This is a genomic window from Embleya sp. NPDC050493, from assembly GCF_044458105.1.
In the GTDB taxonomy this organism is placed as follows: Bacteria; Actinomycetota; Actinomycetes; order Streptomycetales; family Streptomycetaceae; genus Embleya.
Genome location: NZ_JBITHP010000007.1, coordinates 247,845 through 273,352 on the forward strand (window position 1 = coordinate 247,845; position 25,508 = coordinate 273,352).

15 protein-coding genes and 3 pseudogenes are annotated in these 25,508 nt (G+C 70.7%); 9 read left to right on the forward strand and 9 right to left on the reverse strand.

The window, feature by feature from the left end; all coding sequences use genetic code 11:
* Positions 1-204 precede the first annotated feature (204 nt).
* Positions 205-603, forward strand: a complete 399-nt coding sequence (locus ACIBM5_RS16990) for a hypothetical protein (RefSeq protein ID WP_396007573.1) — start codon at positions 205-207, stop codon at positions 601-603.
* Between the two features lie 304 nt (positions 604-907).
* Positions 908-1,214: pseudogene (locus tag ACIBM5_RS16995) on the forward strand (transposase); the annotation flags it as partial.
* Positions 1,215-1,346: 132 nt separating this feature from the next.
* Here ACIBM5_RS16995 and ACIBM5_RS17000 read toward each other — a convergent pair.
* On the reverse strand, positions 1,347-3,698 hold the full coding sequence (locus tag ACIBM5_RS17000; protein WP_396007574.1) for an arylsulfatase: 2,352 nt from the start codon (positions 3,696-3,698) through the stop codon (positions 1,347-1,349).
* A 790-nt stretch (positions 3,699-4,488) separates the two neighbouring features.
* Between ACIBM5_RS17000 and ACIBM5_RS17005 the strand changes: the two genes are divergently transcribed.
* Positions 4,489-4,977, forward strand: coding sequence for an SRPBCC family protein (locus tag ACIBM5_RS17005; protein WP_396007575.1), 489 nt, complete (start codon positions 4,489-4,491; stop codon positions 4,975-4,977).
* 115 nt (positions 4,978-5,092) lie between these two features.
* Positions 5,093-5,386, forward strand: coding sequence for a hypothetical protein (locus ACIBM5_RS17010; RefSeq protein WP_396007576.1), 294 nt, complete (start codon positions 5,093-5,095; stop codon positions 5,384-5,386).
* Between the two features lie 454 nt (positions 5,387-5,840).
* Here the strand turns inward: ACIBM5_RS17010 and ACIBM5_RS17015 are convergent, their stop codons facing one another.
* A complete protein-coding gene (locus ACIBM5_RS17015) occupies positions 5,841-6,650 on the reverse strand; it encodes an NmrA family NAD(P)-binding protein (RefSeq protein WP_396007577.1) in 810 nt (269 codons plus the stop codon).
* A 605-nt stretch (positions 6,651-7,255) separates the two neighbouring features.
* On the opposite strand from ACIBM5_RS17015, the gene ACIBM5_RS17020 reads away from it, so the two are divergent.
* The 4 genes and pseudogenes from ACIBM5_RS17020 to ACIBM5_RS17035 form a co-directional block, all read left to right on the forward strand.
* Positions 7,256-10,573 carry a BTAD domain-containing putative transcriptional regulator gene (locus ACIBM5_RS17020; protein ID WP_396007578.1) on the forward strand — a complete coding sequence of 1,106 codons (3,318 nt, stop codon included), beginning with the start codon at positions 7,256-7,258 and terminating at the stop codon, positions 10,571-10,573.
* Positions 10,574-10,649: 76 nt separating this feature from the next.
* Positions 10,650-11,144 (forward strand): hypothetical protein, encoded by a 495-nt coding sequence (locus tag ACIBM5_RS17025; protein WP_396007579.1) that lies wholly within the window; start codon positions 10,650-10,652, stop codon positions 11,142-11,144.
* A gap of 643 nt (positions 11,145-11,787) precedes the next feature.
* Positions 11,788-13,719 (forward strand): glycoside hydrolase family 5 protein, encoded by a 1,932-nt coding sequence (locus ACIBM5_RS17030; RefSeq protein WP_396007580.1) that lies wholly within the window; start codon positions 11,788-11,790, stop codon positions 13,717-13,719.
* Between the two features lie 217 nt (positions 13,720-13,936).
* Positions 13,937-14,194, forward strand: a pseudogene (locus tag ACIBM5_RS17035) (DUF6069 family protein); the annotation flags it as partial.
* Between the two features lie 118 nt (positions 14,195-14,312).
* On the opposite strand, the gene ACIBM5_RS17040 reads toward ACIBM5_RS17035, so the two are convergent.
* Positions 14,313-14,483: a DUF5670 family protein gene (locus tag ACIBM5_RS17040; RefSeq protein WP_396007581.1), complete on the reverse strand. Its 171-nt coding sequence runs from the start codon at positions 14,481-14,483 to the stop codon at positions 14,313-14,315.
* Positions 14,484-14,962: 479 nt separating this feature from the next.
* Between ACIBM5_RS17040 and ACIBM5_RS17045 the strand changes: the two are divergent.
* Positions 14,963-16,864, forward strand: a pseudogene (locus ACIBM5_RS17045) (replication-relaxation family protein); the annotation flags it as partial.
* Here ACIBM5_RS17045 and ACIBM5_RS17050 read toward each other — a convergent pair.
* The 6 genes from ACIBM5_RS17050 to ACIBM5_RS17075 form a co-directional block, all read right to left on the reverse strand.
* Positions 16,861-18,840 (reverse strand): hypothetical protein, encoded by a 1,980-nt coding sequence (locus ACIBM5_RS17050; protein ID WP_396007582.1) that lies wholly within the window; start codon positions 18,838-18,840, stop codon positions 16,861-16,863. The pseudogene ACIBM5_RS17045 and the gene ACIBM5_RS17050 overlap by 4 nt on opposite strands.
* A gap of 121 nt (positions 18,841-18,961) precedes the next feature.
* On the reverse strand, positions 18,962-19,480 hold the full coding sequence (locus tag ACIBM5_RS17055) for an isochorismatase family protein (protein ID WP_396007679.1): 519 nt from the start codon (positions 19,478-19,480) through the stop codon (positions 18,962-18,964).
* Positions 19,481-19,570: 90 nt separating this feature from the next.
* Positions 19,571-19,813: a hypothetical protein gene (locus ACIBM5_RS17060; protein ID WP_396007583.1), complete on the reverse strand. Its 243-nt coding sequence runs from the start codon at positions 19,811-19,813 to the stop codon at positions 19,571-19,573.
* Positions 19,814-20,104: 291 nt separating this feature from the next.
* Positions 20,105-23,029: a tetratricopeptide repeat protein gene (locus ACIBM5_RS17065; protein WP_396007584.1), complete on the reverse strand. Its 2,925-nt coding sequence runs from the start codon at positions 23,027-23,029 to the stop codon at positions 20,105-20,107.
* Between the two features lie 140 nt (positions 23,030-23,169).
* A complete protein-coding gene (locus ACIBM5_RS17070) occupies positions 23,170-23,613 on the reverse strand; it encodes a hypothetical protein (protein ID WP_396007585.1) in 444 nt (147 codons plus the stop codon).
* 218 nt (positions 23,614-23,831) lie between these two features.
* Complete coding sequence (locus ACIBM5_RS17075; RefSeq protein WP_396007586.1) at positions 23,832-24,332, reverse strand: helicase associated domain-containing protein; 501 nt, start codon at positions 24,330-24,332, stop codon at positions 23,832-23,834.
* Positions 24,333-25,508 lie beyond the last annotated feature (1,176 nt).

The window sequence follows — 25,508 nt, forward strand, 5'->3', positions numbered from 1 at the left end:
TTCGACGCTAGGCCCGCCTGCCTGCGGGTGCATCTCAGGGGACCTCGATGCCGGGCCCTGTCCGGACATCGGCTTCCCCGGGTCGTGGGCTTGTTCCCGGTCGCGCGACGATCCGGGAGGCTGCAGTCGCAGCGACTCACCGGAGGGGTCAGTGTGGGAGGAGGGGACATCGATCCGACGTTGCCTCGGCAAGGAGGCTTTCACATGGCCACGCACACGCACCCGGCGACTCGCTCGTCGGGCTGGACCACGTTCGCGGCGGTGCTGATGACCGTCGGCGGCGTCTTGGCGGTCTTCCAGGGAATCGCTGCCATCGCGAAGGACGACGTCATCGTCGAGACACGCAACTACTCCTTCTCGTGGAGCACCACCGGCTGGGGCTGGATCCACGTGATCCTGGGCGCCGTCATCTTCCTCGCGGGCCTGGCCCTGTTCACCAATGCCCTGTGGGCCCGCTTCCTCGGCGTGCTCCTGGCGGGGCTGAGCATGCTCGCGAACTTCGTCTGGCTGCCGCACTATCCGCTGTGGTCGATCGTCGTGATCGCCGTCGACATCGCCATCATCTGGGCGTTGTGTGCCGGCCCACAACGAAGCGACCGGTGAACCGCGAAGGGCGGTCGGTACGGCCTCCCGGGGGGATCGCGGTGATGGGTGGGCGTCTCCTCCTCCCGAAAAGGAGGAGGCGCCCGAACCGCGCATCCGGACCCGCACGGCGAGCCGGCGAGCCGGTTCCCGTCGACGGGCTGCGCCGCGGTCACCAGGGGACGGGGTTGTTGCCGTGGCCCTTCCCGGCATCGACTGCGGTTTGACGCTCAGAGGTCCAAACGGAAACCGCGTTGGGTGTGACCATCGGCTTGTCGGGTTGTTTCGTTGTACTGGATGTGCGCAAAGGGAGTCTCGTCCGTGGATCGTTTCGGATGAACTGTGGTCCCTGATAGAGCCGTTGCTGCCCGAACCTCCCCCGACGTCGACGCGTGGGCGACCTCGGGTGCCGGATCGGCAGGCGTTGTGCGGGATCCTGTTCGTCCTGCACGCGGGAAGCCAATGGGAGTTCCTGCCGCAGGAGTTGGGTTTCGGGTCGGGGATGACGTGTTGGCGACGAGGCCGGTGTGTGGGATCGCTTGCACGCACTCCTGCTCGCGCGACTCAACGCGACCAAGCGGCTCGACCGGTCTCGGGCGGTGATCGATGAGTCCGGCGCCGTCTCGCGGGGCTTCCTCAACCTGACTCGCGGGGCTTCCTCAACCTGAGTGGCCTCACCGCCGTCAGCGAGGTGGCGTTCAACCCCGCCCCGCCGATTGGTCGGCGATCGACCGACCGGCAGCGCGAGGACCGATTCCGCCGGTCTACTGGCGGGCCAGATGCATGCGCATCTCGCTCTCCGCGTCGGTGATGAGCTCGCCGGAGACGTCGATGGTCACGGTGTGCAGCGTGCCGGTGAAGCGGAACGGTGAAGTGTATTCGGGGGTCACCGGCGGTCCGGGGTTGGCTCCGCAGGTGAGGCCGCCGGGGTTGAACATGATCGGTGTGGTGACCGGGAAGTCCTTGGCGCCGACGAGTCGGCGGTCGATGTAGAGCTGGGCACGGCACGGCGCGCCCTTGCCGGCGGCCAGGTCGGGCTTGCCGGTCGGCTCGAATTCGAACCGCAGCTCGTGGTGGCCTTCGGGTACCGGGTCCTCGGAGGTGACGGTGTCCCACGTGCGCCGCACGTAGTTGTGCGTGTAGTGCAGCCTGCCGTCCTTGAGGTAGAGGGCCCAGCCGCCGGCGCTGGTGCCCTGGCTCATCAGTACGCCCTCGGCGCCGTCGGCGGGGATCTCCACGTCGGCGGTGATGCTGTGCGGGCGGTTGAGCACCCGGGGGGAGACGGATGCCGGCAGGGTCTGGGTGCCGGGCCGGAAGGTGAAGGAGTCGCGGGCTCTGGTGATCTGGGGGCGTTCGACCATCATTCGCGCGAGGGTGCTGCTGTCGATGGGCAGCACGCCGTATTTCCCCGCCTCCACGTACCACAGGGCGATCATCTCGACCAGCTTGTCGCGGTGGTCGGCGGCGATGTCGCGGGCCTCGGCGAAATCCTTTTCGACGTGGTAGAGCTCCCAGTTGTGGGCGTCCAGCGCGGAGAGCGTCTCGGAGGTGATCGGGGTGCCGAACGGCTGTTCCGACTCCGTGAACGAGGGACCGGGCCACGGGCAGACCGCGCGCCATCCGTCGTGGTCGATGGCGCGGTGGCCCAGCATCTCGAAGTACTGGGTCCGGTGGCGACCGGCCGCGGACGCGTCGTCGAAGGTGTGCGCGAAGCTGACGCCGTGCAGTGGTGATTGCGTGACGCCCTTGATGGTCTCGGGCGGCTCGATCCCGAGGACGTCGAGCACGGTCGGGAGCATGTCGATGAGGTGGGCGTACTGGGTGCGCACCTCGCCCCGTGCCTTGATTCCGTGCGGCCAGTGGACCAGGAACGGGTCGCTCGCGCCGCCTCGGTAGGTCTCTCTCTTCCAGCGCCGGAAGGGAGTGTTGCCCGCCCAGGTCCAGCCCCACGGGTAGTGGTTGAACGTCGTGGGGCCGCCGAGGTCGTCGATCGCGTTGAGGCTGTCCTCGATCGGCTCGGGCGCGTTGTTGAAGAACTGCGCCTCGTTGGCGGTGCCGGCGACGCCGCCCTCCGCACTGGCGCCGTTGTCGGAGACGACCATGATCAGTGTGTTGTCGAGTTCACCGGTCTCGGCGAGGAAGTCGATCAGGCGGCCGATCTCGTGGTCGGTGTGGGAGAGAAAGCCCGCGTAGACCTCCATCATGCGTGCTGCCAGGCGCCGGCTTTCGGGTGGGAGGGAGTCCCATAGCGGCACGTCCGGGTCGTGCCGGGAAAGCTCGGCGTCGGGTGGCGCCACACCGAGCCGCAGTTGGTTGGCGAAGGTCTTCTCCCGGTACGCGTCCCAGCCGTCGTCGAACTGCCCTCGGTAGCGGTCGGCCCATTCCTTCGGCACGTGGTGCGGGGCGTGGGTGGCGCCGGTGGAGAAGTTCATGAAGAACGGCTTGTCGGGGGCGACCTGCTTGGAGTCGGCGATGAACGCCATCGCCTTCTCCGCCATGTCCACGGTCAAGTGGTAGCCCTGTTCCGGTGAAGCCGGGGGGTCGATCTGGTGGTTGTCGTAGACCAGATCCGGATACCACTGGTTGGTGTCGCCGCCGAGGAATCCGTAGAACCGCTCGAAGCCGCGCCCCAGCGGCCAGCGGTCGTACGGTCCTGCCGGCGACTCCTGCTCCGAGGGCATCAGGTGCCACTTGCCGAGCATGTATGTGTTGTATCCGTGTTGCAGCAGCATCTCCGACAGGAAGCCGTTCTCGAAGGGGACGTTGCCGTTGTAGCCGGGAAAACCGGTGGCCATCTCCGTGACCGCCGCCAAGCCGTTGGCATGGTGATTGCGGCCGGTCATGATGCACGACCGGGACGGCGAACACAGGGCCGTGGTGTGCATGTTGTTGTACAGCAGGCCGCCTGCGGCGAGCCTGTCCAGGTTCGGAGTCCGTATCGGGCTGCCGTAGCAGCCGAACTGCCCGTACCCGGTGTCGTCCAGGACGATGAACAACACGTTCGGCGCACCGGGTATGGCGCGCATCGGCTCCGGCCAGGCCGGGCTGGACTCGTCGGTCGTCCGCCCGATCACTCCAGGAAACGTACTGCCCGGCTTGTACTCGTCAACAGGCATCGCGCCCGTCCTCCTTCTGATCGATTGCACACGGTCACGTCGCTCTGGCAGGCGGAGGGACGGAAGGATGTCACGGGGCGGCCGAAGCACTCGGTCAGGCGTACCGTGCGTGCCCACCACACACCCGAGGGCAGTTACGCCCACCACGCACCCGAGGGCCCCGGCTCCGGATATCGCAAAGACCTGAAACGCCTGCGGAAATGCGTGCACTGAAGCGAGGCCCCGAGCTCCACTCGAGTGACACGGTGCCGTCGCCGGATGACGCACAGTATTTCGGGTGCGCAGCCCGCCATTATGCGGGTCCGGGCATCATCCTTGCCGTCGGCATCAGACGATATTCATCGTAGGTGCCACCGGACGCGAATGCCACTTGGGCGTGTAGCGCGTTTTCCGGAACGCTATTCCGGGTATTTCTCACTGCGTTCAACACGCCGCTGCGCCGCCGTTCAAAACGCCGCTGCGCCGCTGACGACTGGAACATGGACGACGCTCTGACCTGGGAAGTTTCGAAGGGCGACCATCTTGTCGACGACGAGTTCACGCTCACGCCCGTCGCAAGACCTCGAACCGGATTGATGTGGCGCAGTGCGCCGGCGTCCCCTCGGTGGCGCTTCCTTTCGGCCTTCGCTCCGAGTGAATTCCAATGATCCCCGATCGAATCGTCAGGGGGTCCTCGGGAATGCAGTGTGTACAGCCGTCGGGCGTGCGGAGGTTGCCTTTCATGTTTGGACGCTGGCATCCACTCACCGAAAGCGGAGATGAATTCCTGAAGTCCGCGCCTTTCCGGTGTGTGAACTCCGTCGACGTCGATGCGCCGCCTGCACGCATCTGGGAGATCATCACCGGAGATGCGCTGGTCGAATGGACTCCGGTGTTCACCGCTCTCGCCTGGAACCCCGACCCACCGTCCGCGCTGGGCGCGACTCGAGAGGTCACGCTGCTGCGGCTGCTCACCGTGCGCGAGCGGTTCTTCCGGTGGGAGGAGAACAAGCGCTACACCTTCAGCGCCGTGGCGGCCTCCCTCCCCGGCCTTCGCCGCGTGGCGGAGGACTGGGTCGTCGAACCCGTTCCGGGCGGCTCCCGTCTCGTCTGGACCTTCGTCGCCCAAGCAGCCACACCCGCTGTCCCGCTGCTGTGGGCGAGCCACCCCCTCGTCAAGCTCATGCAACGGCATGTCCTGCGCTCGGTCGGACTGCACGCGGAAGGCCGAAACGCGCGGCGCTCACGACCACGGTCCGGACAACGCCACCCCGGCGACGGTCGAGCCGCACGGTTGTGATTCGGGTCATGGCAGTCGACGCCGAGTCCGGCATAAGGTGCAAAAATTCTGGCCCGGGGGTGTCCAAAGAGGGAGAGCTTCGAAGGTGCGGCAGGCTTGCCTGGACGATGCGCGGGTGCGCGCGGTCATACAGACTCTCGGTCCCTACGGGTGGCGCAAACTGACCCCCGAGATGGTGAGCCGGCGCGCGCTCGCGGCCGTGGACGGTCACGTGGCGACCGGGACGGTGCCTGTAACGCGGCACGACGAGCGAATCGATGTGCTCCTCGAGTTCCTCGGGTGCTGTTCCTGGCGCACCCTGACAGTCGACGCTCTGAGCCGCCGACTGGTGACCGCTTTGGACACCTGGCGTACGGAAAGCCAATGGCTCGACATCGAACTGCGTTGGGTGCTCGACGCCGACGACTGAGCGGAACCAGGGGCCCGGTGCCCATCCGGACGCGGGGCATCGCCCTCGCGGGGCCGGTCGTGGCGTCCGCCGCATCCTTGCCACGGCGGCGCCGAACGACACGCCGCGGTCTTGCCCCATCAACCCCGGCGCCGCGCCCAGGATGAGCAGCACGCCGATCGCGATGAAGAACGACATGATGGCGAAGACGACTCCGATAGCCCCGTACTTCTGGTCGTAGCTGACGATCATGCCGGAGAAAATGGCCGCGAAGACCGCCTGCATGCCCGTCCAGCGGGCGCCCGTGGCGACGGCACTCGGAAGCGATCTCCGCCACGAGAGCCGTTTGGCCAACAGGAGCCACATCGCCGGCCACCAGAAGGCCGTCAGCGCGACCAGGGTGGCCCGCCTCGGCAACCCCCGCACCCCACCCGGCGTCACGAACGCAACGCCGAACACCCGCGCGGCCGTCGCGTCACCGAAAGCGGTCGGCGTGTTCGGACACCCAGTCGGCGAAGGTGCGGGCAGGGCGGCGAGTCACCCGTTCGACCGTGTCGACCACGGTCTTGGAGTCCGCGCTCGAAGAGGCATACCAGTCGACGACGTATTCGGCATCGGCGCGGGACACGCCCTTGTCGATCAGCCTGTCCACGGCCTGTTCGTGGGTGATCCGCAGCAAGTTCACGTCACGGCCGATCGCTTGGGACAGCACCGCGAGCCGCTCGCGCGCGGTGAGTACTTCCGGCCCGGTGAGGTTGTACGCGCGCCCCGCGTGCCCGTCGTCGAGCAGCACGGCGGCGGCCACCGCGCCGATGTCGGCCTCGTGTACGAGCGCGCTGGGGAAGTCGTAGGGCTCCCGCACGACCCCCTCGGCCCGGATCGACTCGACCCAGGTCAGCGTGTTCGACATGAACTCCTGCGGTTCCAGGCGTGTCCACTCCACGCCCGAGTCCGCCACCGCCTGCTCGACCGGTCCCACGAAGCCGCCCCACACCACGGTGATGCGTCGCACGCCGGCGTCGACGGCCCGCCGTACCAACTCCGGCCCGACGTCGGCGAGTCCCGCCGTCACCGTGATGTGCAGCCGGCTGACGCCGTCGAAGGCGCCGGCCAACTCCGCCGGAGCGGTGTGGGTTCCGGCCACCAGCTCCGCGCTTGGTGGAAGCTTCCCCTTCGCGGCAAACGGATTGCGCGTCAGGGCGCGGACCCGCTCGCCGCGTCGGACCAGCTCTGCCACGACGTGCCGCCCGGTGTTCCCGGTGGCGCCTGTCACCAGCGTCGTCATAGTGAATCTCCCTGTATTCGAAATTCGAAGGGCCCGTCAGGGGTTGGCGGGCGAGTTCTCGGCTTCCGGCGACGCCGTGCGCGTCGCCGGAGTGCCGTCGGTCGGTGTGGCGCCGCGGCTGGTGCGCGGCAGGACGAGGGCAACGGCCGAGGTGGTCGCGGTGACGACCGCGCACGCGACGCCGACGACGTGAGGAGAACGCCCACGATCGGAGAGCCGTGGACGTCCGTGATCCACAGGGTCTGCGTGCCGGTCGGCCGCAAATCCTCGGCGAGATGCGGCAGCGCCAGGTACCACACGCTCTGATCGTGGGAGGTCGGCAGCGTGGGCAGGGCCGATACCGCCGGCCCCAGCCGATGCCGGGCCCCGGCCTTCCGGGAGGGCCCCGGGAGCGATCGACGACGACATCGGTGATCCTTCCTCGGCGCTGGTGCCTTGATCTCGGGTGGGTGGTGCCCGGCGTGCCTGGCACGCGCCGGGCTCGATCCCGTGGTCGCCACACTGCGCTTCGGCGCTCTCGACGATCTCTCGGTTCGCTCTCGGTCCGCGCCCCGCCGCCGACGGCGTCGGGAAGTGGCGCCGAAGCGGTCGGCTAGCCTGGCCGCATGCGTTTCGGGGTGCTGGGCCCGCTGGAGGTACAGGCCGCCGACGGCTCGGAGGTCGACGTCCCCGAGCGGAAGGTCCGCGCCCTGCTCGCCTGCCTGCTGGTCCACCGCGGGCGGCCCGTCTCCGCCGACCGCCTGGTCGAAGACCTGTGGGGCGCGAAGCTCCCGAGCAATCCCGCGGCCATGCTCCAGACGAAGGTGTGGCGGCTTCGGCGCGCGCTGGAGGACGCCGAGCCCGGCGGGCGGTCCCTGGTGGTCTCGCGCCCGCCGGGATACGAACTGCGCGTCGAACCCGACGCGGTGGACGCCGACCGCTTCCGCCGAGTGCTCGACCGCGCACGGGACTCCCAAGACCCCCGGACCCGGGCAGCCCTGCTGGAGGAGGCGATGGCCCTGTGGCGCGGTCCCGCGTACGCCGACTTCGTCGACGAGGCATGCGCGCGCGACGCCGCGGCCCTTCTCGAAGAACAGCGACTGACCGCGGTCGAGGAGCACGCGGAGCTACGCCTGGCGCTCGGCGAACCCGCCCGAGTCGCCGACGAACTCGGCGACCTGGTCGCCGCCCACCCCCTACGGGAGCGCCTGCGCGCCGCGCACATGCGGGCGCTGTATCTCGTCGGCCGCCAGGACGAGGCGCTGCGCGGCTACGCGGAGCTACGCACCCGCCTGGCCGAGGAGTTGGGCGTGGACCCGGGGCCCGAACCGGCGGCCGTGCACCAGGCGATCCTCACCCACGACCCGGCACTGACCGCCGGGCACACCTCCGCCCCGTCGGCACCTCCCTGCCCGCCGAGCGGCGTACCGGCCGCACTGACCGACCTGATCGGCCGCGACGAAGCGATCGAGGCGTTGCGTCTGTCGTTGCACGCCCACCGACTGGTGACGCTCACCGGGCCCGGTGGTGTGGGCAAGACACGGCTCGCGCTGGCGACGGCGGCAGGGCTCGACGCCGCGTTCCCCGGCGGCATCCGCCTGGCCGAGTTCTCGGGGCTCGAACCGGCGTCGGCCTATCAGGGCGGTGGCCGGCTGGAGGTGACCGAGGTGGTCGGCGCGGCGCTCGGGGTGCGTGACGACACGGCGCGTCCCGGAGACGAGCCGCTGTCCCCGGCCACGCGTATCGCACACGTTCTGGGCGAGCGCCCGGCCCTGCTCGTCCTCGACAACTGCGAGCACGTCGCCGCGCCGGTGGCGGAGCTGGTCGAACAACTGCTGAAGCAGGCCCCCGCACTACGCATCCTGAGCACCAGCCGAATCCCCCTCGGTATCACCGGGGAATGGCTGGAGGAGGTCGCGCCGCTACGGCGGCCCACGTCCACCGCGGGAATCAAAACCGCGGACGTCGGCCCGTTCAGCGCGGTCGAGTTGTTCGTGGCACGCGCCCGAGCCGCCGCGCCGGGTTTCGTCCTCGACGACCGTACTCTCGACGCCGTCGTGTCGATCTGCCGACGCCTCGACGGCCTTCCCCTGGCCTTGGAGATGGCCGCCAGGCGGGTGCGTGCGCTCGGCGTGCACGAGCTGGCCGCCCGGCTGGACGACCGCTTCCATGTGCTGGCGATCGGCTCTCGAAGCGCCCCGGCACGCCAGCGCACGCTGCGGGCGGTAATCGACTGGAGCTGGGAACTGCTCGGCGAACGCGAGCAGGCGGCGCTGCGCCGGTTGTCCGTACACGCCGACGGTTGCACGCTCGCCGCGGTCGAGGATCTGTGCACCGGCGACGGCGTGGACCGCGCGGACGTTCTCGACCTCCTGACCCGCCTGGTGGACTGCTCGCTGCTGGAGGTGGCCGACGGTGCGGGCGACCCGGCGGGTCCCCGCTACCGGATGACGGAGTCGGTTGCCGCGTACGCCGCCGAACGGCTCACGGAATCGGGCGAGTCGGCGGCCTACCAGCAGAAGTTCCGCCACTACTACACGGCGTTGGCCGAACAGGGCGAATCGTATCTGCGTGGCGGCGCGCAGCGCGCGTGGCTGCGTCGGCTGGACCTCGAACACGCCAACCTGCGCTCGGCGTTGGAAGGCGCCGTACGGGCCGGGGACGCCGAGTGCGCCCTTCGCCTGGTGAACGCCATGGCGTGGTACTGGTGCCTGCGCGGACGCAACGGCGAGGCCCGGCGCTCCCTCGCCATGGCCTTGGCGGTCGACGCCGATGCCCCCGCGGCCCTGGTCGCCCCGGCGACGGCGTGGCTGGGCGGCGTCGAACTGCGCCTTCGCGGCAGCGCGGACCCGGTCGGCGCGTACCGGGCGGCACTGCGTCCCTACGACGACGTCGACGCGCCGCTGGGAAGAGCCCGGGCGCAGTGGTTCGTGGCGTCCAACATGTACGGCATCGGCGACCCGGCCCCGAGCCGGCGCCTCGTCGAGTCCGCACTCGCGGCGTTCCGCTCACTCGGCGACCGCTGGGGCGTGGCGGCCGCGCTGGCCGGCCAGGCGTTCCACGCGAAGCTGCACGGCGAATTCGACGCGGTGCGGGACCGCGGCGAGGAGAGCCTGCGGCTGTTTCGCGAACTCGGCGACCAGTGGGGCCGGTTGCAGGCGATGGTTCCGTTGCAGACCCTCGCCGAGGTGACAGGCGACTATGAACGCGCCGAGGCGCTGCACCACGAAGGTCTGCGCATGGCCGAGGAACTGGAACTGTGGCCCGAGGTCTCCTTCCAACTCTCCGGCCTGGGCCGCATCGCCTTGCTGAGGCGGGACTTCGCCCGGGCCCGAGAGTTCCACGAACGGGCCCGCCAGGTGGCGATCGCGCAGTCCGACACCTTCGGTGAGCAGTACGCCGAGATCGGCCTGGGGATGGGCGCACGCCGCGAAGGCGACCTGGACGCCGCCGAGGCCCACATGTGGAACGTCCTCGAAATACACCGCCGGATGGGATACGAGCCGGCAATGCCCGCGTTGGTGTTGGCAGAACTGGGCTTCATCGCGGAACTGCGCGGCGACCCGCAGGGCGCGTGGAATTTCCAGACCCAGGGCCTGGCCGCCGCCCGCGCCGCCGGAGACGCCCGCTCGGTGGCCCTCGCCTTGGAGGGCTTGGCCGGCGCGAGCCTCCTGACCGGCCGAGCCGACCACGCGGCGCGTCTGCTGGGCGCCGCCACAGCAGCCCGCCACTCGGTCGGAATCCCCCTGCCGGAAGGCGAACGACACGACGTCACCCGCATCCAGGCACGCGCCCACAAACTCCTGGGCCAACCGAGCTTCGACGCCGAGTACGCCGCAGGAGAACCCTGGAACGACACAGCGAGCGCCGACGCCCCTCTCACGGCCCTGTCCCCGGCCGACGGCCCCGCACCCGATGCCGGTTCCCGGCGAGCGCACGGGTGAGGGCACCCTGTGGTTGACGGTCCGCGGCGCGGTTCCCTCGGTGGCCGGGTCCGTGCTCACCGCATCCGGTCCGGGCATGCAGGTGCGCGTGCACGAGAGCACCGAACGAGTGTTCCTTACCGCGGCCGACGGCCGGCAGGTCATCTGCACCGACCAGCCGCTGACCCTCGACAGGCCGGCCGCCGTGACCGGGCAGGACACCCTCGATGCCGCCGTGCTCCGGGATCCGTTCGGCGAGCGCCTGCCTGCCGGGGCGTGGCTGCTGCCGCCGGAGCTCCCGCTGCGACCGCGTCGTGCTCTGGTGGCGCTCGTGTTGCCGGGGCCGGCCGGCCGTCCGTCCGGATCGATTCGGGCAGGGTGGACGGCCTTGGCCGCCCCCTGCCCGCGGCGCAGACGAGCTCCGGCCGTCGTCGCGGCGGATCGCCGTGTCGTGCCGGGCCGTGGCCACCGCCGAAGGGTTTGCCTCAATGGCGACCTCGTCGCATCGGCTTCCTTGACCATGCCGCTCGACAGCGACGACCGCATCGAGTTCTTCAATGCGATCGCAGGCGGTGAGTCACCCGCGAGCTGACCGGCAACGAGCGGTGGCAGTTCGGGCACGGCCCGATCGATCACTCGCAGACCGGGCCGTTGGGTGGGTGGAGCGGAGGAGCGTGGAGCGGGGCCGTCCGGACAGCGGCCCCGCTTGCGTCGGTCCGGGCGGGGCCGAGGAAGGCTGAAGGGCTCGTAGCGCAGTTTGTCCCCTGTGGTGGAGGGCAGCAACGTGTTCTCCCAGTTGGCTTTTTGGCAGCCCACGTCGATCCGGGTCTCCCGTCCGATTTCGGGCGTACGGCCCCGAACGAGGCCAGGGGGTACAGGGATACGTCCCCCGCCCTGCCGACTGTCTCGTGCAGGCTGGAGAGTCGGGCCCCAGGGCCGCCATCGACGATGTCGACTCCGTGCCGTCTCGGCTCTGGCGGACAGGCGTCGACGTCCCGGGCGTTCTGCCCCAAGAGCGGCGTCGCAAAGACGTCGTCGAGGGCGGGGAGACCGTTCGGTGGTGTCGCGAGGTGTCCCGTCGCATGGTTCGCGGGGCTGGGGTTTTGATCCGTGGTGGCGTACATTGCCACCGAACCGACTGCGTTACCCGTCGGTAACCGCCAAGTCGGGTGGATGTGCGGCGTGCCCAGGGGCTGCCTCACCGCCCCCGGAAGACCCGAAGGACGAGCGAACTCGTGAGGATACGTACGCTCCGCGCGCTGTTAGCCGCCATTCTGCCGATCGTCGCGCTCGCCGCGCCCGTCGACGCTGCCGCGACGCCGAGTCAGCGCACGACCGGGGCTGCGTCGGCCGCCGTACCGCTCGCCGACACGTGGCGGGGCCCACTGAGCACGCGCGGGCGCTACATCGTCGATGCCGACGGCAACCGCTTCAAGCTCAAGTCGGCCAACTGGCACGGCGCGCAGGGCTCGTGGACCGGGTCCGGAGACGTCAACGACCCGGCGAACCACAACGCACGCGAAAAGTCCGACCAGATGCCGCTGGGCCTGGACCGGACGCCGATCGCGAGAATCCTCGCCGACTTCCACACACTCGGCGTGAACAGCTTCCGACTGCCGTTCTCCAACGAGATGTTGCACGACCAGCGTCCGGTCTCCGACGCCGCCGTCGCCGCCAACCCGCAGTTGCGCGGCAAGACCCCACTGCAGGTCTTCGACGCGGTCATCGCCGCGTCCACCGCGGAGGGCTTCGCCGTCGTCCTCAACAACCACACGAACACGTCGCGGTTCTGCTGCGCCTTGGACGGCAACGAGCGCTGGAACACCAGCCAATCGACCGCGCAATGGGAGACCGACTGGCTGTTCATGGCCGAGCGGTACAGGGACAACAAGCGTGTGGTCGGCGCCGACCTGTACAACGAGGTACGCCGCACGATCACCGACGACGCCAACTGGGGCTGGGGCGACAGCCACGACTGGTACGCGGCGTCCCAGCACGTGGCCGACCGCATCCTCACCGAGGCCAACCCAGACCTGCTGATAGTGGTCGAGGGCATCAACTGGCAGGGCATCCCGCTCGACGGGTTCTCGCACTGGCGACCGACGCTGGAGCCGGTCCGCACACTGTCGAACACGCTGGTCGCGTCCGACAAGGTCGTGTACTCGGCGCACTTCTACGGGTATACCGGGCCCAACCACACCGGTGCCACCGGCACGGGGGAAACACACGACTGGCGCTACCGCGAACTCAGCCGTGACGACCTGTTCGCGACCTTGAACCGCCAGGCGTTCTACGTGGCGGCCGACACCGGGCAGCACTACACCGCACCCGTGTGGATCAGCGAGTTCGGGGTCGGCGCGGACGACACGAATCCGCAGTCCCGTGCCTGGTTCGGCAACTTCGTCGACTACCTGATCGCCAACGACACGGACTTCGCGTACTGGCCGGCCGTCGGCTTCGCCGGGCAAAACCCGTGGAACCTGCTGGACTACGACACTGCCGGCCACCGCTCGGGGATCCTGGACGGTGCGGACTGGCGCGCGGCGGACTGGCAGAGCCTGATCACCGCGCCCGGCAAGACCGGGCCGGTTCCGGCCACCGACACCTGGGACATGCTCGACCTCGACCACAACGACCAGGTCGAGTCGATGCGGGTACGGGCGTTGCCGGACTGGGACTCGGGCGCGCGCAAGGGCGTGTGCCCGGACGGGCAGCGGCTGATCGGCGTGTCCCACAAGGACGCCCGGGGCCTGTGCACCGACGCGGGTGGGGCGGGGCTCGCCGCGACCTCCGCACCGCTGACGGTGGTGCACGACGAGCGTTACGTCCAGCAGGGCGACTGGGCGGGCGGCTACAGCAAGTACCAGTGCGGCCCGAACCAGTTCATGATCGGCTACAGCGTGCGCGGGCAGGCCGTGTCCGGTGTGCTGTGCGCGACGGCGAACCGGGCACTGCCGACGACCGGGCGGACCGTGTGGTTCGACCGAGGCGACAACCGTCCGTCCGGCAACCCCGGCGGCGAGTTCGCGCACGGGAACTACAAGGGCCAGTGCAAAACGGACGAGTACGTCGCCGGCATCGCCTTCACCGGGGCATGGCTCGCAGGCAAGAAGCCGGACGCCCTACACTGCCGCGCGCTCCAGAAGATGGGGCCACAGTCGACGTGAGGGTACGTCAAGGTCCGGTTCGGTGATCTTCCATCGCCGAACCGGGCCGCCTTTTTGCTCCCGGTGCAAGGACAAGTCAGTGGTTCGACCCGGGGTGACCTTCTGGACCAGGCCGGCACCCACGACCTTCTCCTCCCAGCCTGGCCGACGTCCCGCTCCTGTGGACGTTGTCCGCAATAGCTGATGGCCCCGAAGTCCAACGGCAGGAGTTCTGTCATTGACCGCAGTCCTCCTCGCCCACCCCCTGCACACGTCCGCCCGACGCGCCCGCGCCGGTTGCGGCGGCCTCGCGGTCCTGGCGGTCATGGCGGTCCCGGCGAACACGGTCCTGTTCACGGTCGCGGCTGCCCTGGGGACCGATTTCGAGATCACCGACCCCGGCAAGAGCGAGGCCCACGGGTTCGTCGCCCCGGAGATCGCCGTGTTCACCCTGGCGGTGGGGCTGCTCGCCTGGGGCACACTGGCCGTCCCGGAACGGCGTGTGCGGTGCGACCGGCCCCGGGGGCAGGAACCCGCGAGGGGTGGTGTTCGACTCGATGCTCCGAGTCGGGCACCACCCCTCGCGCGTCGCGGTATCGCCCGCGGTTGCGCTTCTACCAGCGATACCAGCGACCGCGGCCGCCCCCGGCACCGGCCGAACGGAAGACGAAGCCCAGGGCCCACACGACCAGGACGATCACGGCCAACCACCACAGCGCCTTCAACGCGAAACCGGCGCCGAAGAGGACCAGAGCAAGAAGCAGGACCAGCAGCAGGGGAATCATTTTCGTCTTACCTCCGACCCGTCGTGTCCGTCACGGACCCGCTTGTGCCCCAGCCTTCGGGGCGCATGCCTGCGAAAAGCCTTCTCTTGACGGGCGCGCTCCGCGTCGGGACGAACGCCCTTCCCGGCGGCGATTCCGGCGCGGAACGCGCAGCCCACCGCGCATGCCGCAGTCGTGCTTGAGGGCGGGGCATTTACAGGGTGGGCGTTCGTCCCTCGACCGTGTGCGTACATCGCCGCGACTCCCGCTACCAGTTGCGCATCGCCCAGGGCCCACCGTGAACCCGTGGACCAGGTCACCGCCGTCGACGCCGCCTGCCGCATCGTCCTACTCGAGGACCAGTTGGAGGAGGCCCGCGCCGCCGACCCGACAGACGGATTGCCTGCCCCGAGGCAACTCCATGGTCTGGCACCTGACATCCGCCGGCCGCAGCGCGTTGGACGACTCCGGCATGACACCGCCCCGCCCCCCGCGCGGCGACCGGCCGCAAGTCGTTGGACAGCGCCCTGGTGGACCACGCCCTGGCCGTCACCGCGACCGCGGCCGCGTGCGTGCGACACGGCCTGGGACCGGTCACCGACTGGCAGGTCGAGGTCGCCCACCCCTTCGACAAACACAACCCCAGCGCCGACGCCGTCGTCACCACCCACACCGGCGGCCACCTGGTCGAGATCGACCGCAACACCGAACCCATCCCCGTGCTGACGAGAAAGCTGCGGGACTGGACCCGTTGGGCCGCGCACCGCGTCCACGTCGGCCCCCGCCACCTCGTCGGCTCCACCCGACCCGCCTGGGACACCCGCTACACCACCCGCCCCGACCTGTGGCTCGTCCTGGACAACCGACCCACCGGGGACGTCGAGTTCGACGTCTCGCGGCAGGCAGGAACCGATCAGGGCGACGGACGGCGTCCGGACGACCGGGCGCCTGTTCCGTCGTCCGGGCCAGGCCCGGCGGTCCGTCCCGGGTGGCCGATCACTTCGATCGACTCGGCAGCAAGGTCGAATCCGCCTCGGTCGCGCGGAGCCGGCATCGGGCGCTGCGCCGGGGCCTCTCGCCGGCCGCGCGGAACTCGGCCGGGGCGATCCGAACGTCGCAGCGGCCGTGTCCCGTGGGGCTGGTTGGCGTTGGGCCGGGCGGTGCATGGTGGCGGTTGGTGTGGGGGCGCGGGCCGGGTCTTTCTTCCCCGAGGACCCGGCGCCGCGCCCGAGGGGTTTCATACCCGGGCGTCGAGGGTTCACGGGTCGCCCGTTGTGGTGAACGCCGGTCGGGCCGCGTTCTCGCCGCACGAAACGGTGATCGGTGGCCGTCCCGGTGTCGGCCCGTGCCCGCATGCGCCCGGGCGGGCTGCCCGAGCCGGTGTGTGTGGAGGCCGGGTGGCCGTGGTCCGGGGGCGTCCGGTGCGGAGGCCGGGTACACGGGTGGGGCCGCCGGCGCCGGGCGGGCGGGTGCGCGGTCCTGTGCCGGTGCCCGCCTGGTCCGCGGGTGATTCCCGAGGAAGTTCGGGTCCGGCCGCGGTCCGTTCGTTCGACAGCGTGTCGAACACCTGGGTGTGGTGCCGGTCGTCGGGGGACGCGGGGTCGGGTCGTGCGTTCAGGCCGCTCACGGCCGGTCCAACGAGCGCTGCGTGTCGCGGGCTCGGCGCCCTCGGGCCGTGGATCGCCCGAAGGCGGGAGGTGGGGCGTCGCAGGCGATCGCCGATGGCTTCGGCGAGGGCCTGCGGGAACGTCCATCCCCGATCCGCAGGCGGCGGCTGCGGGTCGCTCCACGACCGGGCCTGGGCGACCAGGGCAGCCAACGCCTTGGCGTCGGCATCGACCTTCGGGCGTGGATCGCTGTGCCTCATGCGGGTGCCGGTGCCCGCTCGTACCCGTCGTACGGTCTACGGACAGTCACGGACGTATCGCCCTCAGGTAAAGGGGCGGACATTTCCGATCATGAATCGTCGCCCTCCGAACCCGGGGGTCTGGGGGCGACCCCGGGCCCGCCTTCGAGTGCAGGTCGGTTGCGTTCCGCCGGGCGGCGCGCGGGTCGGGTGGCCCGGCACGAGTGGAACTCGCTTGTACCGACGACTCTTTCGGGTGATGGCCGGTGTGTCGTCGGGTGGGTCACGCCCCGGCCGGGTAGGTGCGCCTCGTCGGGTCCCCACGCGGAAGGTGGGATCGCCAATCACGATGATGTGTACGGCGGGGGATGGGACCGCGGACGCGGTCCGCCGGTGTTCCTCCCGTGTGGATCGCGCCCGGTTCCCTTTGGGGCCGCCGTCGGGTCTTGCCCGAGTCTGCGCCGCGCCCCCGCATTCCCGCCTCCGGCGATTACTCGCCCACGTCCGGGCGTTGCGTCCGACCAGGCCCTGTCCGGCGGATCTTGGCAGGGCCTAGCCGAGCGAGGCCCAGGACGAGAAGGACCCGTCGGCTCGCTCCCCACTGGCAAATACCTGACCACCCGGACTGATCGACAACAGCACGATGTTGCCGTCCCGATCCAGTCCGGCCGCCGGGAGGCCGACCAGCAGACCGCCTCGATCCGTCCACGCGCCGAACGGCTGATCCGGCGCCACCTGACGGGAGAAGCTCACCCCGCCACCGCGATTACGAAACGCCGCCACCATGCGACCATGGCTGGTCATCATGGCCGGCTCACCGACGCCGCCGGGGGCATCGGCCCCTGGCGAGAAGTCCCCCGGGCCGAGCCAACCACCGTCGGGCTGCGCCTGATACAGCGTCATGGTGTGGGCGTCGTTGGGCTGGCGATAGAACAACTCGATCCGACCGGACGCGTTGAGCCCGGTCGAAAGCCCGCTCGCGGCCGTGATGTCGGGGAAGTTCGCGTCCGACACGAACGGTGCGTTCGGGGCGGGTTGATACCAGTGCAGCACCTGACCCCGAGTCGGCGCGAACAGTTCCATCCGGCCGGTGTAGGTCTTGACCACCGCAGGCGGACCCTGGACGTCGGATCCGGACATGTCCGTCCAGCCGTTCCATGCGCCGTTGGGCGCGGCCTGCCAGCGCGTGCTGATCCCGCCGCCGGCGTTGCGCACGAAGACCTGGAGCCGGCCGTCGGCGTTGGACGAGACGACGGGGCTGCTCACCCGGAGTGAGTACGAGTCCGTCCAGGGCCCGCTCACCGCGTTGGGGGAGCCCAACTCGCCCCAGCCCCAACCTCCGCCGACCCCTTGGAAGCGCGTGACGATCTCCCCGGTGTCGCGACGACGAAGGAACACCTCCATGCGACCGTCCGCGTTGTTGTAGACGCTCACCGCGGCATCCAGGGCCCAGCCGTTGCTGCCGTGAGCGTACGGCCCGTGCCAGTTCAGGGCGTTGTCCTGGGACCACTCGAAGAGACCGCCTCCCTCCACGACGAAGGCGTGCAAAAGCATGGCGCTGTCGCGACCGACCCAGTTCGTGCCACGGGGCGCGCGCGAGTACTCGCTGGGCTTCCACTCGTCGCCATAGGTGGGATCCATCGGGTGTGCGGGGTCCTTGGCGTCGTGCGGCCGGTACTCCTCGAAGATGTCGGCTTTCTCGGCAAGCTCCGCGTCCACGAGGTTACGCGGCATATCGGCAATGTTGTAATCGCGGTAGTGCTCCAGAACCACCCGGTTGTTGATGCCCCCGTAGTCACGCACGGCCTCGTCGGTGAGGCGCGAGGCCGCAATGTGGGTCTGGTGATCCCCCTTCGGGTACGCGGGTGTTGCCAGCAAGGTGTCGGGGGCGGAGTCCTGCGCGCGTACCGTGGTGGCCCCGTAGTCCGTCAGCAAGCGAGTGATGAAGGTGACCAACTGGGGTCGGGTGTAATACTGCGGCCAGGTGTGGTTGTCGGGATCCCCGTCCATGTCCAGCGTTTCCGCCGACACGCCGTTCGGGGGCGCACTCTCCAGTTGATCGAGCGACACCGGTCTCGGCGTCTCCGGCAGGTCGAGGAATACCAAGCGCAGACCCGTCCATCTGTTCAGCGTGAACTCCTCGACCAGGTGCCCTCCGGTGAACGAACGCTCGATCCGGGTCCAGCATCCGCTCGGTCCCGCCTGGTCCCTCGCGCATGGGTCATCGCTCGTCAGACCTGCCATCCGGGCGTACGCCGCCATCACTCCGGCCTGACGTCTCCTCGCATAGGCAACGGGGTCGTCGGCGTCGGCCTCCCCGGCGGTCAGGTAGATCGTCGTCGTATTGACGCCCGCTTTGATTCCTCCCGATATATCCGGGTTCATAAACAACAGGTCGTCGTCCTCGTGCGCCACGATCTGCACGAAGTGTGTCGTGAGCGGCGCCGCCGAGGCGTTCGGCGCGTACAGCCCTTGGATCCCCAGAAATCCCGCCGCAACCAGTGCGACTCCCCGCCACCAACCACGTCTCACCGAGCGTCCTTCACCCTTGAGGCGGTGCCGTGCCGGCGCACGGCCCGTCCGCGACCGACCCTAGGCCGACCGGCCGACACCCACCAGCGATGCGGGGGAATGGTGGTGGGCGTCGGTGTGGTCAGCCCGCGAGGTGTGCGACCGTTGGTACCACGAGGCCGAAGAGGTCGGCGATGGTGGTCAGGCTTGCCGACTGGAGGGTTTCGGCGGGGGTGACGGCGCCGTCGGGGGTGGGCAGGGCGCGGGTGGCGGTGGCTTCGGCGACGACGGTGGGGCGGTAGCCGAGATTGAAGGCTCCCTGAGCGGTGAAGGTGACGCACATGTGGGTCATGAACCCTGCCAGGATCAGGTCGGGGCCGGTGTCCAGGTCGCGGAGCGTGCGCTCCAGGCCGGTGCCGTGGAAGGCGTTGGGGACCTGCTTGACCACGACCGATTCGCCGTCGGCCGGCGCCACTTCGCCGCTGATCGCGCCGATCTCGGCGCGGATGTCGTACGGGGTGCCCGCTCCGCCGTCGTTGACGACGTGCACGACGGGCGTACCCGCCGAACGGGCCGCGGCGAGCAGTCGGGCCCCGGCGGCAGCGTTCGTCGTGCCCGAGGCGACGCACCGAGCGCACAACCCCCACTCGGGCCGACCGATCACCGGCCCGAATGCGGTTGCTGCCCCGTCGTATCTCAGGACGACCGGGCAGGCGACGTCCCAGACGATCCGCTCGGCCGGGAGTTTCGCCTACCTGTTCCCGGTGGTGGTGATCCACACCCCCGACCAGACGTCCACGGGCCACCGACCGAACGCCACCATCGACTCGACATGGGCGCGCGGGACTTCGAGGTGCCCGACCCGGGTCCGGTAGACCGCCGCCGCGCCGAGTGCGATCGTGAACGCCTGCTCGCGCGTGCGCTTCGGCCGAGGCCCGTCCGGCACCGACACCCCCGCCGCCCCGGCTGCGGGTTCGGCGGCGTCGTCGGCCAACGGGGCGGAGTCGGCCCCGGCGCCACCGGCTGCTCGCGCTGCGCCTGGTTGAGCCCGTCCCTTCCGGATCGCTGCCGGGTGACCCCCTGCCCGATCCCCGCCCCGCGGTGGGCGACGTCCGGGCCACGTTGTCTCGGACCCGGTAGTCGAGTCGGGCCCTGCGGAAGTGGCCTGCCCGCGTGCGCGAGCAGGCCGTCCGATGGCCGGGCAGCGGCACCGGCCGGGGTACACGGTGCCGTCTGCGGTCGGAGCGCCATCTTCGAGACAGAGGTGAAGCCGGGCCGGACGTGGTCAGTCCCCGGGGGGTTCGTCGGCGAGCCGCCGGCGGATTTCCCGGGCTTCCTCGGATCGCCCGAGCCCGTCGAGGAGGGCCGCCCGTGTCACCTGTGCAGTCCGCAGGCGCCCGGCGAACACCTTGGGTGTCTCCAAGGCCAAGTGGCGGAGGATCCGGGTGGTTTCCTCGATCGTGGCCAGGCCCTCGGCCCACCGACCCGCCTCCCCGTAGTCGACCGACAGGTTGTTCAACGACATGGCGAGGTCCGGTTCGTACGCGGCGGGGTTCGCCGTCGCCAGGCGGTGGCAGATCTCGACGGCTTCCTCGCTCGCGGTCAGGCCCTCGGCCCGCCGACCCACCTCCCAGAGCCGGATCGACAGGTTGTTCAACGAGCCGGCGAGGTCCGGTTCGTATGCGGCGGGATTGGCTGTGGCCAGGCGGCGTCGGATGGTGACGGCTTCCTCGATCGCGGCCAAGCCCTCGGCCCACCGGCCCGCCTCCCCGAGCCGGATCGACAGGTTGTTCAACGCCGTGGCGAGGTCCGGTTCGTACGCGGCGGGGTTCGCTGTGGCCAGGCGGCGTCGGATGGTGACGGCTTCCTCGCTCGCGGCCAAGCCCTCAACCCGCCGACCCGCCTCCCCGAGCCGGATCGACAGGTTGTTCAACGACATGGCGAGGTCCGGTTCGTACGCGGCGGGGTTCGCTGTGGCCAGGCGGTGGCAGATCTCGACGGTTTCCTCGCTCGCGGCCAAGCCCTCAACCCACCGACCCGCCTCCCCGAGCCGGATCGACAGGTTGTTCAACGCCGTGGCGAGGTCCGGTTCGTACGCGGTGGGATTCGCCGCCGCCAAGCGGCGCCGGATGGTGACGGCCTCCTCGGTCGCGGCCAAGCCCTCAACCCGCCGACCCGCCTCCCCGAGGCGGACCGACAGGTTGCTCAATGAGGTGCCGAGGTCCGGTTCGTACGTGGCGGGGTTCGCCGTCGCCAGGCGGCGGTAGATCTCGACGGCTTCCTCGGTCGCGGCCAGCCCCTCGGCCCGCCGACCCACCGCACCGTAATCGATCGACAGATTGTTCAACGAGGTGGCGAGGTCGGGTTCGTACGCGGCGGGGTTCGCCGCGGCCAGGCGGCGTCGGATGGCGACGGCCTCCTCGATCGCGGTCAGGCCCTCGGCCCGGCCACCCACCTCCCCGAGCCGGATCGACAGGTTGTTCAACGACATGGCGAGGTCGGGTTCGTACGCGGCGGGATCGGCCTTGGCCAGGCGGCGCAGGATGTCGTGTGCGTGTTGGTCGGTGGTGAGGGCTTGTTGGTGGAGTCCGGCGTTTGCGTAGCGGTTGGCGAGGGTGGTGTGGAGGCGGGCGTGGTGGGCGGGGTCGGTGGTGGTGGCGAGGCGGTGGGTGGTGAGGCGTGCGGTGAGGGCGGCGATGCCGGGGTCGAGGTCGGGGTGCCGGCCCTCGGGCAGGTGGGTTTCGACGGTCTCCAGGACTTCCACCGGCAGGTCGTCCAGGGCTGCGAGGGCGGTGAGGGCGGCGCCGCCGGCGTGGAGGGCGAGGTCGGGTTGGGTGGTGAGCAGGGGTGTGAGTTGGGTGGGGACGAGGTGGGGCCAGCGGGCCGCGGCGGCGATCAGGACCGTGAGGGTGCTGCGTGTCCAACGGGTGGTCCGCCCGGTGGTGTCCTTGGCGTCCGCGTCGGGTGTGTGGTGGAGCAGGCGTGTGGGTGCGGTGGTGGTCCAGGGGTCGGGGGTGGCGTGGGTCAGGTGGTGGCCGGGGGTGGTGAGGGCGATGAAGTCCTCGGCGAGGCGGTCGGGGTACAGGGGTTCCAGGACGGTCCCGGCGTGCGGGTCGATGGGCGGGTAGGGGACGGCGTGGTCGGTCAGGGCGCGGTCGAGGGTGTCGCCGGTGCAGGCGCCGATCGCGACGAGGGCGGCGTGTCCGACGTCGTGGGGAACCGCGCCGGTGAGGGCGGCAGTGTAGGTGGTGCGGGCAAGCGTCTCGGCGGGGACGGTGACGCGCCTGTTGGCGTGGAGGGTCTGCCAGTGGTCGCGTTCGCGGTCCAGAAGGTAGCCGGAGATCCGTCCGAGGGCATCGAGCTCCGTGGGGGTGCGGGTGCGGTGGACGTCGACGGCAGCGACCGCGGCCATGTGCACGGCCAGCACCTGCCCGAACTGCTGCGGGTCGCCCAGCGCGGTGGGCGCGGCGACGCGGTGGGGGTCGGGGACGTCCAGGGCGGCGGCGAAACGGTCCCGGGCGGCGGCGAACAGGGCACCGGGGTCGGTGCCCGGATCGTCGGTGAGCGACGGCAGCGGCAGGACGTCGGTGTCCAGGTCGAGGCGATCCAGACGATGCGCCAGCGTCTGCCACCACAATCCGGCCGGGCGCGCCACCAACAGCACCCGCACCCGGCGCCCCTGCCCGGCGGAGTGGGCGAGCAGGGCCAGCAGATCGGCCACCGGCCACCGCTCCGCGTAGTCGACCATCACCAACACCCCCGCCGCAGGCTCCCCTTCGTCGGCCGCGTCCGGCCCGCGCCCCAGGCCCCCGCCGCCCGAGGAGGCGTCCGCGGGGGCGGGGTCGCCGGCATGCCGGGCCTGCAACACCTCCCAACCACCGCCACCGTCACGGGTGTCGGCGGCGAAGCGGGCGGCCAGCCGTGTCTTGCCCTGCCCGCCCGGCCCGTGGAGGAGCAGCACCGACGCCACCCCGGGGCCGTCGCGCCACCCGGCCAACCGCTCCAACTCCGTGTGACGACCGGTGAAGTCGACGAGGGCGTAGCGGGCCTGCAACAACCGCGCCGGCTGCGCACGCGCCTGCGCCACCGTCGGTGCCCGGCGCTCCGCCGGGAAGGCATCCACCCGGTACAGCGCCCGCTCCGCGCCGGTGTGCGTGGTGATGTGCACGTCGCCGGTGACGCCGGAGACCTGGTTTACCGGCCCGTACACCACCGACCCCGCCACCCACTGCCCCGGCCGCGCCCGCGCTGTCCGCGCCGGGGCGCCCGGCCCGGCCTCGCGCTCCCCGGGCCCGGGGGCGGGCGGGGTGCCGCGGCGGGGCCACCATCCGTACCGGCGTCCCGGGCCGGTCACGGGCCCTCCTCGATGGTGACGTCCCCGACGGTGCCTTGTACCTGGTCGACCGGGCCGGGGATGGTGCTGCCGTGCACCCGCTGCCCGTCGTCCGCCGGCGGTGCGCCGCCTCCCGCGGGCGGCGTACCGGGCGCGACGGGGGGCGGGGCGGCCGGTCCGGTGCCGCGGCGGGTGATCCGCACGCTGCCGCCGGTCCCGGACACCTGCGCGACACCGCCGCCGATCACGCTGTCCGTCACCGACTGCCCACCCGACGCGGAGCGTTCGCGCCATACCCCGACCACCGACACCACCAACCCGACCACCGCCACGAACAGACCGAGCACGCTCGCCCACTTGTCCGCCTCGTCCAACCCCACCACCGCCAGATACACCGCCAACCCCACCAGCGCCGCACCCGCCACCGTGCCGCCCACCCACGCCTGCGCCTTGGCCGTCATGCCCTCATCGTCCATCCGGCCCACCCGCCGCACCCCCCACTCGCACGGACGGTGACCCCCTCGTGACATCGACCCGTCCCACGACCCACAGGCGCCCCATCGGGACGACGGTCCGCTTCCGCTCCGGCGCAAACCGCCATGTACCGGGCCCGGTCACACCACCCGACGAAGCGAACGGGGTCGGTCCGACGCATGACCGGCCCCGTTCGTGTCGTCGGTTACGTCCAGCGCATCCCCAACGCGTCGAGTGCCGCGATGCGTTCGGCCGGGAGTTTCGCCTGCCTGCTTCTGGTGGTGGTGACCCACACCCCGAGCCGTACGTCCTCCGGCCACCCGTCGAACGCGATCACGGTCTCCACGTGGGCGCGGGGGACTTCGAGGTGTCCTACCCGGGCCCGGTACGCCGCCGCCGCGCTCACCGCGATCGCCCACGCCTGCTCGCGCGTGCGCTTCGGCCGAGGCCTGTCCGGCACCGCCACCGCCTCGGCCGAGCCGGCGGTGTCGAGCGCGGGCGGGGTCAGCCCGAGCGCGTGCAACTGTTCGCGCTGCGCCGCGTTCAACCCGTCCCATCCGGAGCGCTGCCGGGTGACCCACCGCCCGATCGACGACCCGCGATGCACGACGTCCAGTCCCACGTCGTCCAACCGCGCCCCCTCACCCCGCCCGGCCCGCTCGGCCAGGAAGACGGCCGCGTGGGTCGGATGGCGTTGCCACGCCACCGGCCACCGCCCCGGGTTCCACTCCTCGTCGTCGACCAGGGCGTCCAGCGCCGTGCCGCGCCCGGCGGGCGGTTCGCCGCGCCGGTCCTGGCCGGCGAGTCACAGGACGCGGCTTTCGCACGGGAGCGGCGAGAGTACCTGAATCGCGTGTGCCCGTGCCTGTGGAGATGGTCCACGCCTCCGGCGTGCCGTACGCGTCGATGTACCACTGACCGTCCGGGCCGAGGCCGGCGCCGGGGTCGGTGCGATGCCCAGGAGCAGGAGTACGGCGATCGTTTCCAGTAATATCCCTCGGCCGCTCGACCCTGCGCGGGTGTGAAGCGAAGTCATGGATCCGTGTGGCAAGTGTGGTCCCCCTGAGCCCATCGATACGGGGATCCTGCCGACAGCGAACTCGCGGTGACCAGTCGATATCGGTCCGCGATCGACGTGATTCCCGTGCCCCACCCCGAGACCATGCCCCGTCGACCGTTGCGGACGCCGACCCGGCGAGCGTGCCGTGCCCCGGGCGTCGACGCCGCCGAGTCCCGGCCCCGACAAGGAGGCTGCGTGGCGGGTTCGCGATGGGCGGTGTCCAAGCCCTGGTGGCTCGGTTCCCCTGGGAACGCGGCGAGTTCGGCGAGCGCGGGCAAGGACGCGAAGGGAGCCCCGGATCGACGTTGCCGCGGTTCGAACTTCGGATTTCGAGAGGACGGATGTCGGGACGGGCGGGTACGGCCTTCGGGTCGCGTGGGAAACCCCCACATCGCGTGCTCGGGCGAGCGCCGGGCGCGCTCGACGGCCTGCCGGGCCCGTCGTACGCCCCGATCCCCGACAGCCCTCGGCGTACTCCTCGAGGAACGCCACACGCTCGACCAGGAACGGTGATCTGGCACGAGAACCGGCTCGCGTTCGACCTTCTGCAACGGCGCCTGCGCCGCACCGGGGGCGGCGGCAGCGCGCGAGGCCCGGGAACAACCCGCGAACTACGTGGCGTTCGACCTGCTTCACCACGGCGAAGACCTGACCGGGGGGTCGTACGAGCGCCGACGCGCCCGCCTGGAGGCGTTGTTCGCCGAGTACGCGCTCGGCCCGCCGTGGGCGCTGTGCCCGTCCACATCGGACCGGGCACTGGCCGAGACGTGGATTGCGGGACTGGGGCCCTGTGTTTCGTCGGCCGCAGCACCTCCCTGGATC

What these genes read in the sequence shown, in the direction of transcription:
- ACIBM5_RS16990 (WP_396007573.1), top strand. Translation starts at nt 205, where the DNA reads ATGGCCACGCACACGCACCCGGCGACTCGCTCGTCGGGCTGGACCACG.
- ACIBM5_RS17070 (WP_396007585.1), bottom strand. Translation starts at nt 23,613, where the DNA reads ATGACGGCCAAGGCGCAGGCGTGGGTGGGCGGCACGGTGGCGGGTGCG.
- ACIBM5_RS17025 (WP_396007579.1), top strand. Translation starts at nt 10,650, where the DNA reads ATGCAGGTGCGCGTGCACGAGAGCACCGAACGAGTGTTCCTTACCGCG.
- ACIBM5_RS17015 (WP_396007577.1), bottom strand. Translation starts at nt 6,650, where the DNA reads ATGACGACGCTGGTGACAGGCGCCACCGGGAACACCGGGCGGCACGTC.
- ACIBM5_RS17000 (WP_396007574.1), bottom strand. Translation starts at nt 3,698, where the DNA reads ATGCCTGTTGACGAGTACAAGCCGGGCAGTACGTTTCCTGGAGTGATC.
- ACIBM5_RS17040 (WP_396007581.1), bottom strand. Translation starts at nt 14,483, where the DNA reads ATGATTCCCCTGCTGCTGGTCCTGCTTCTTGCTCTGGTCCTCTTCGGC.
- ACIBM5_RS17020 (WP_396007578.1), top strand. Translation starts at nt 7,256, where the DNA reads ATGCGTTTCGGGGTGCTGGGCCCGCTGGAGGTACAGGCCGCCGACGGC.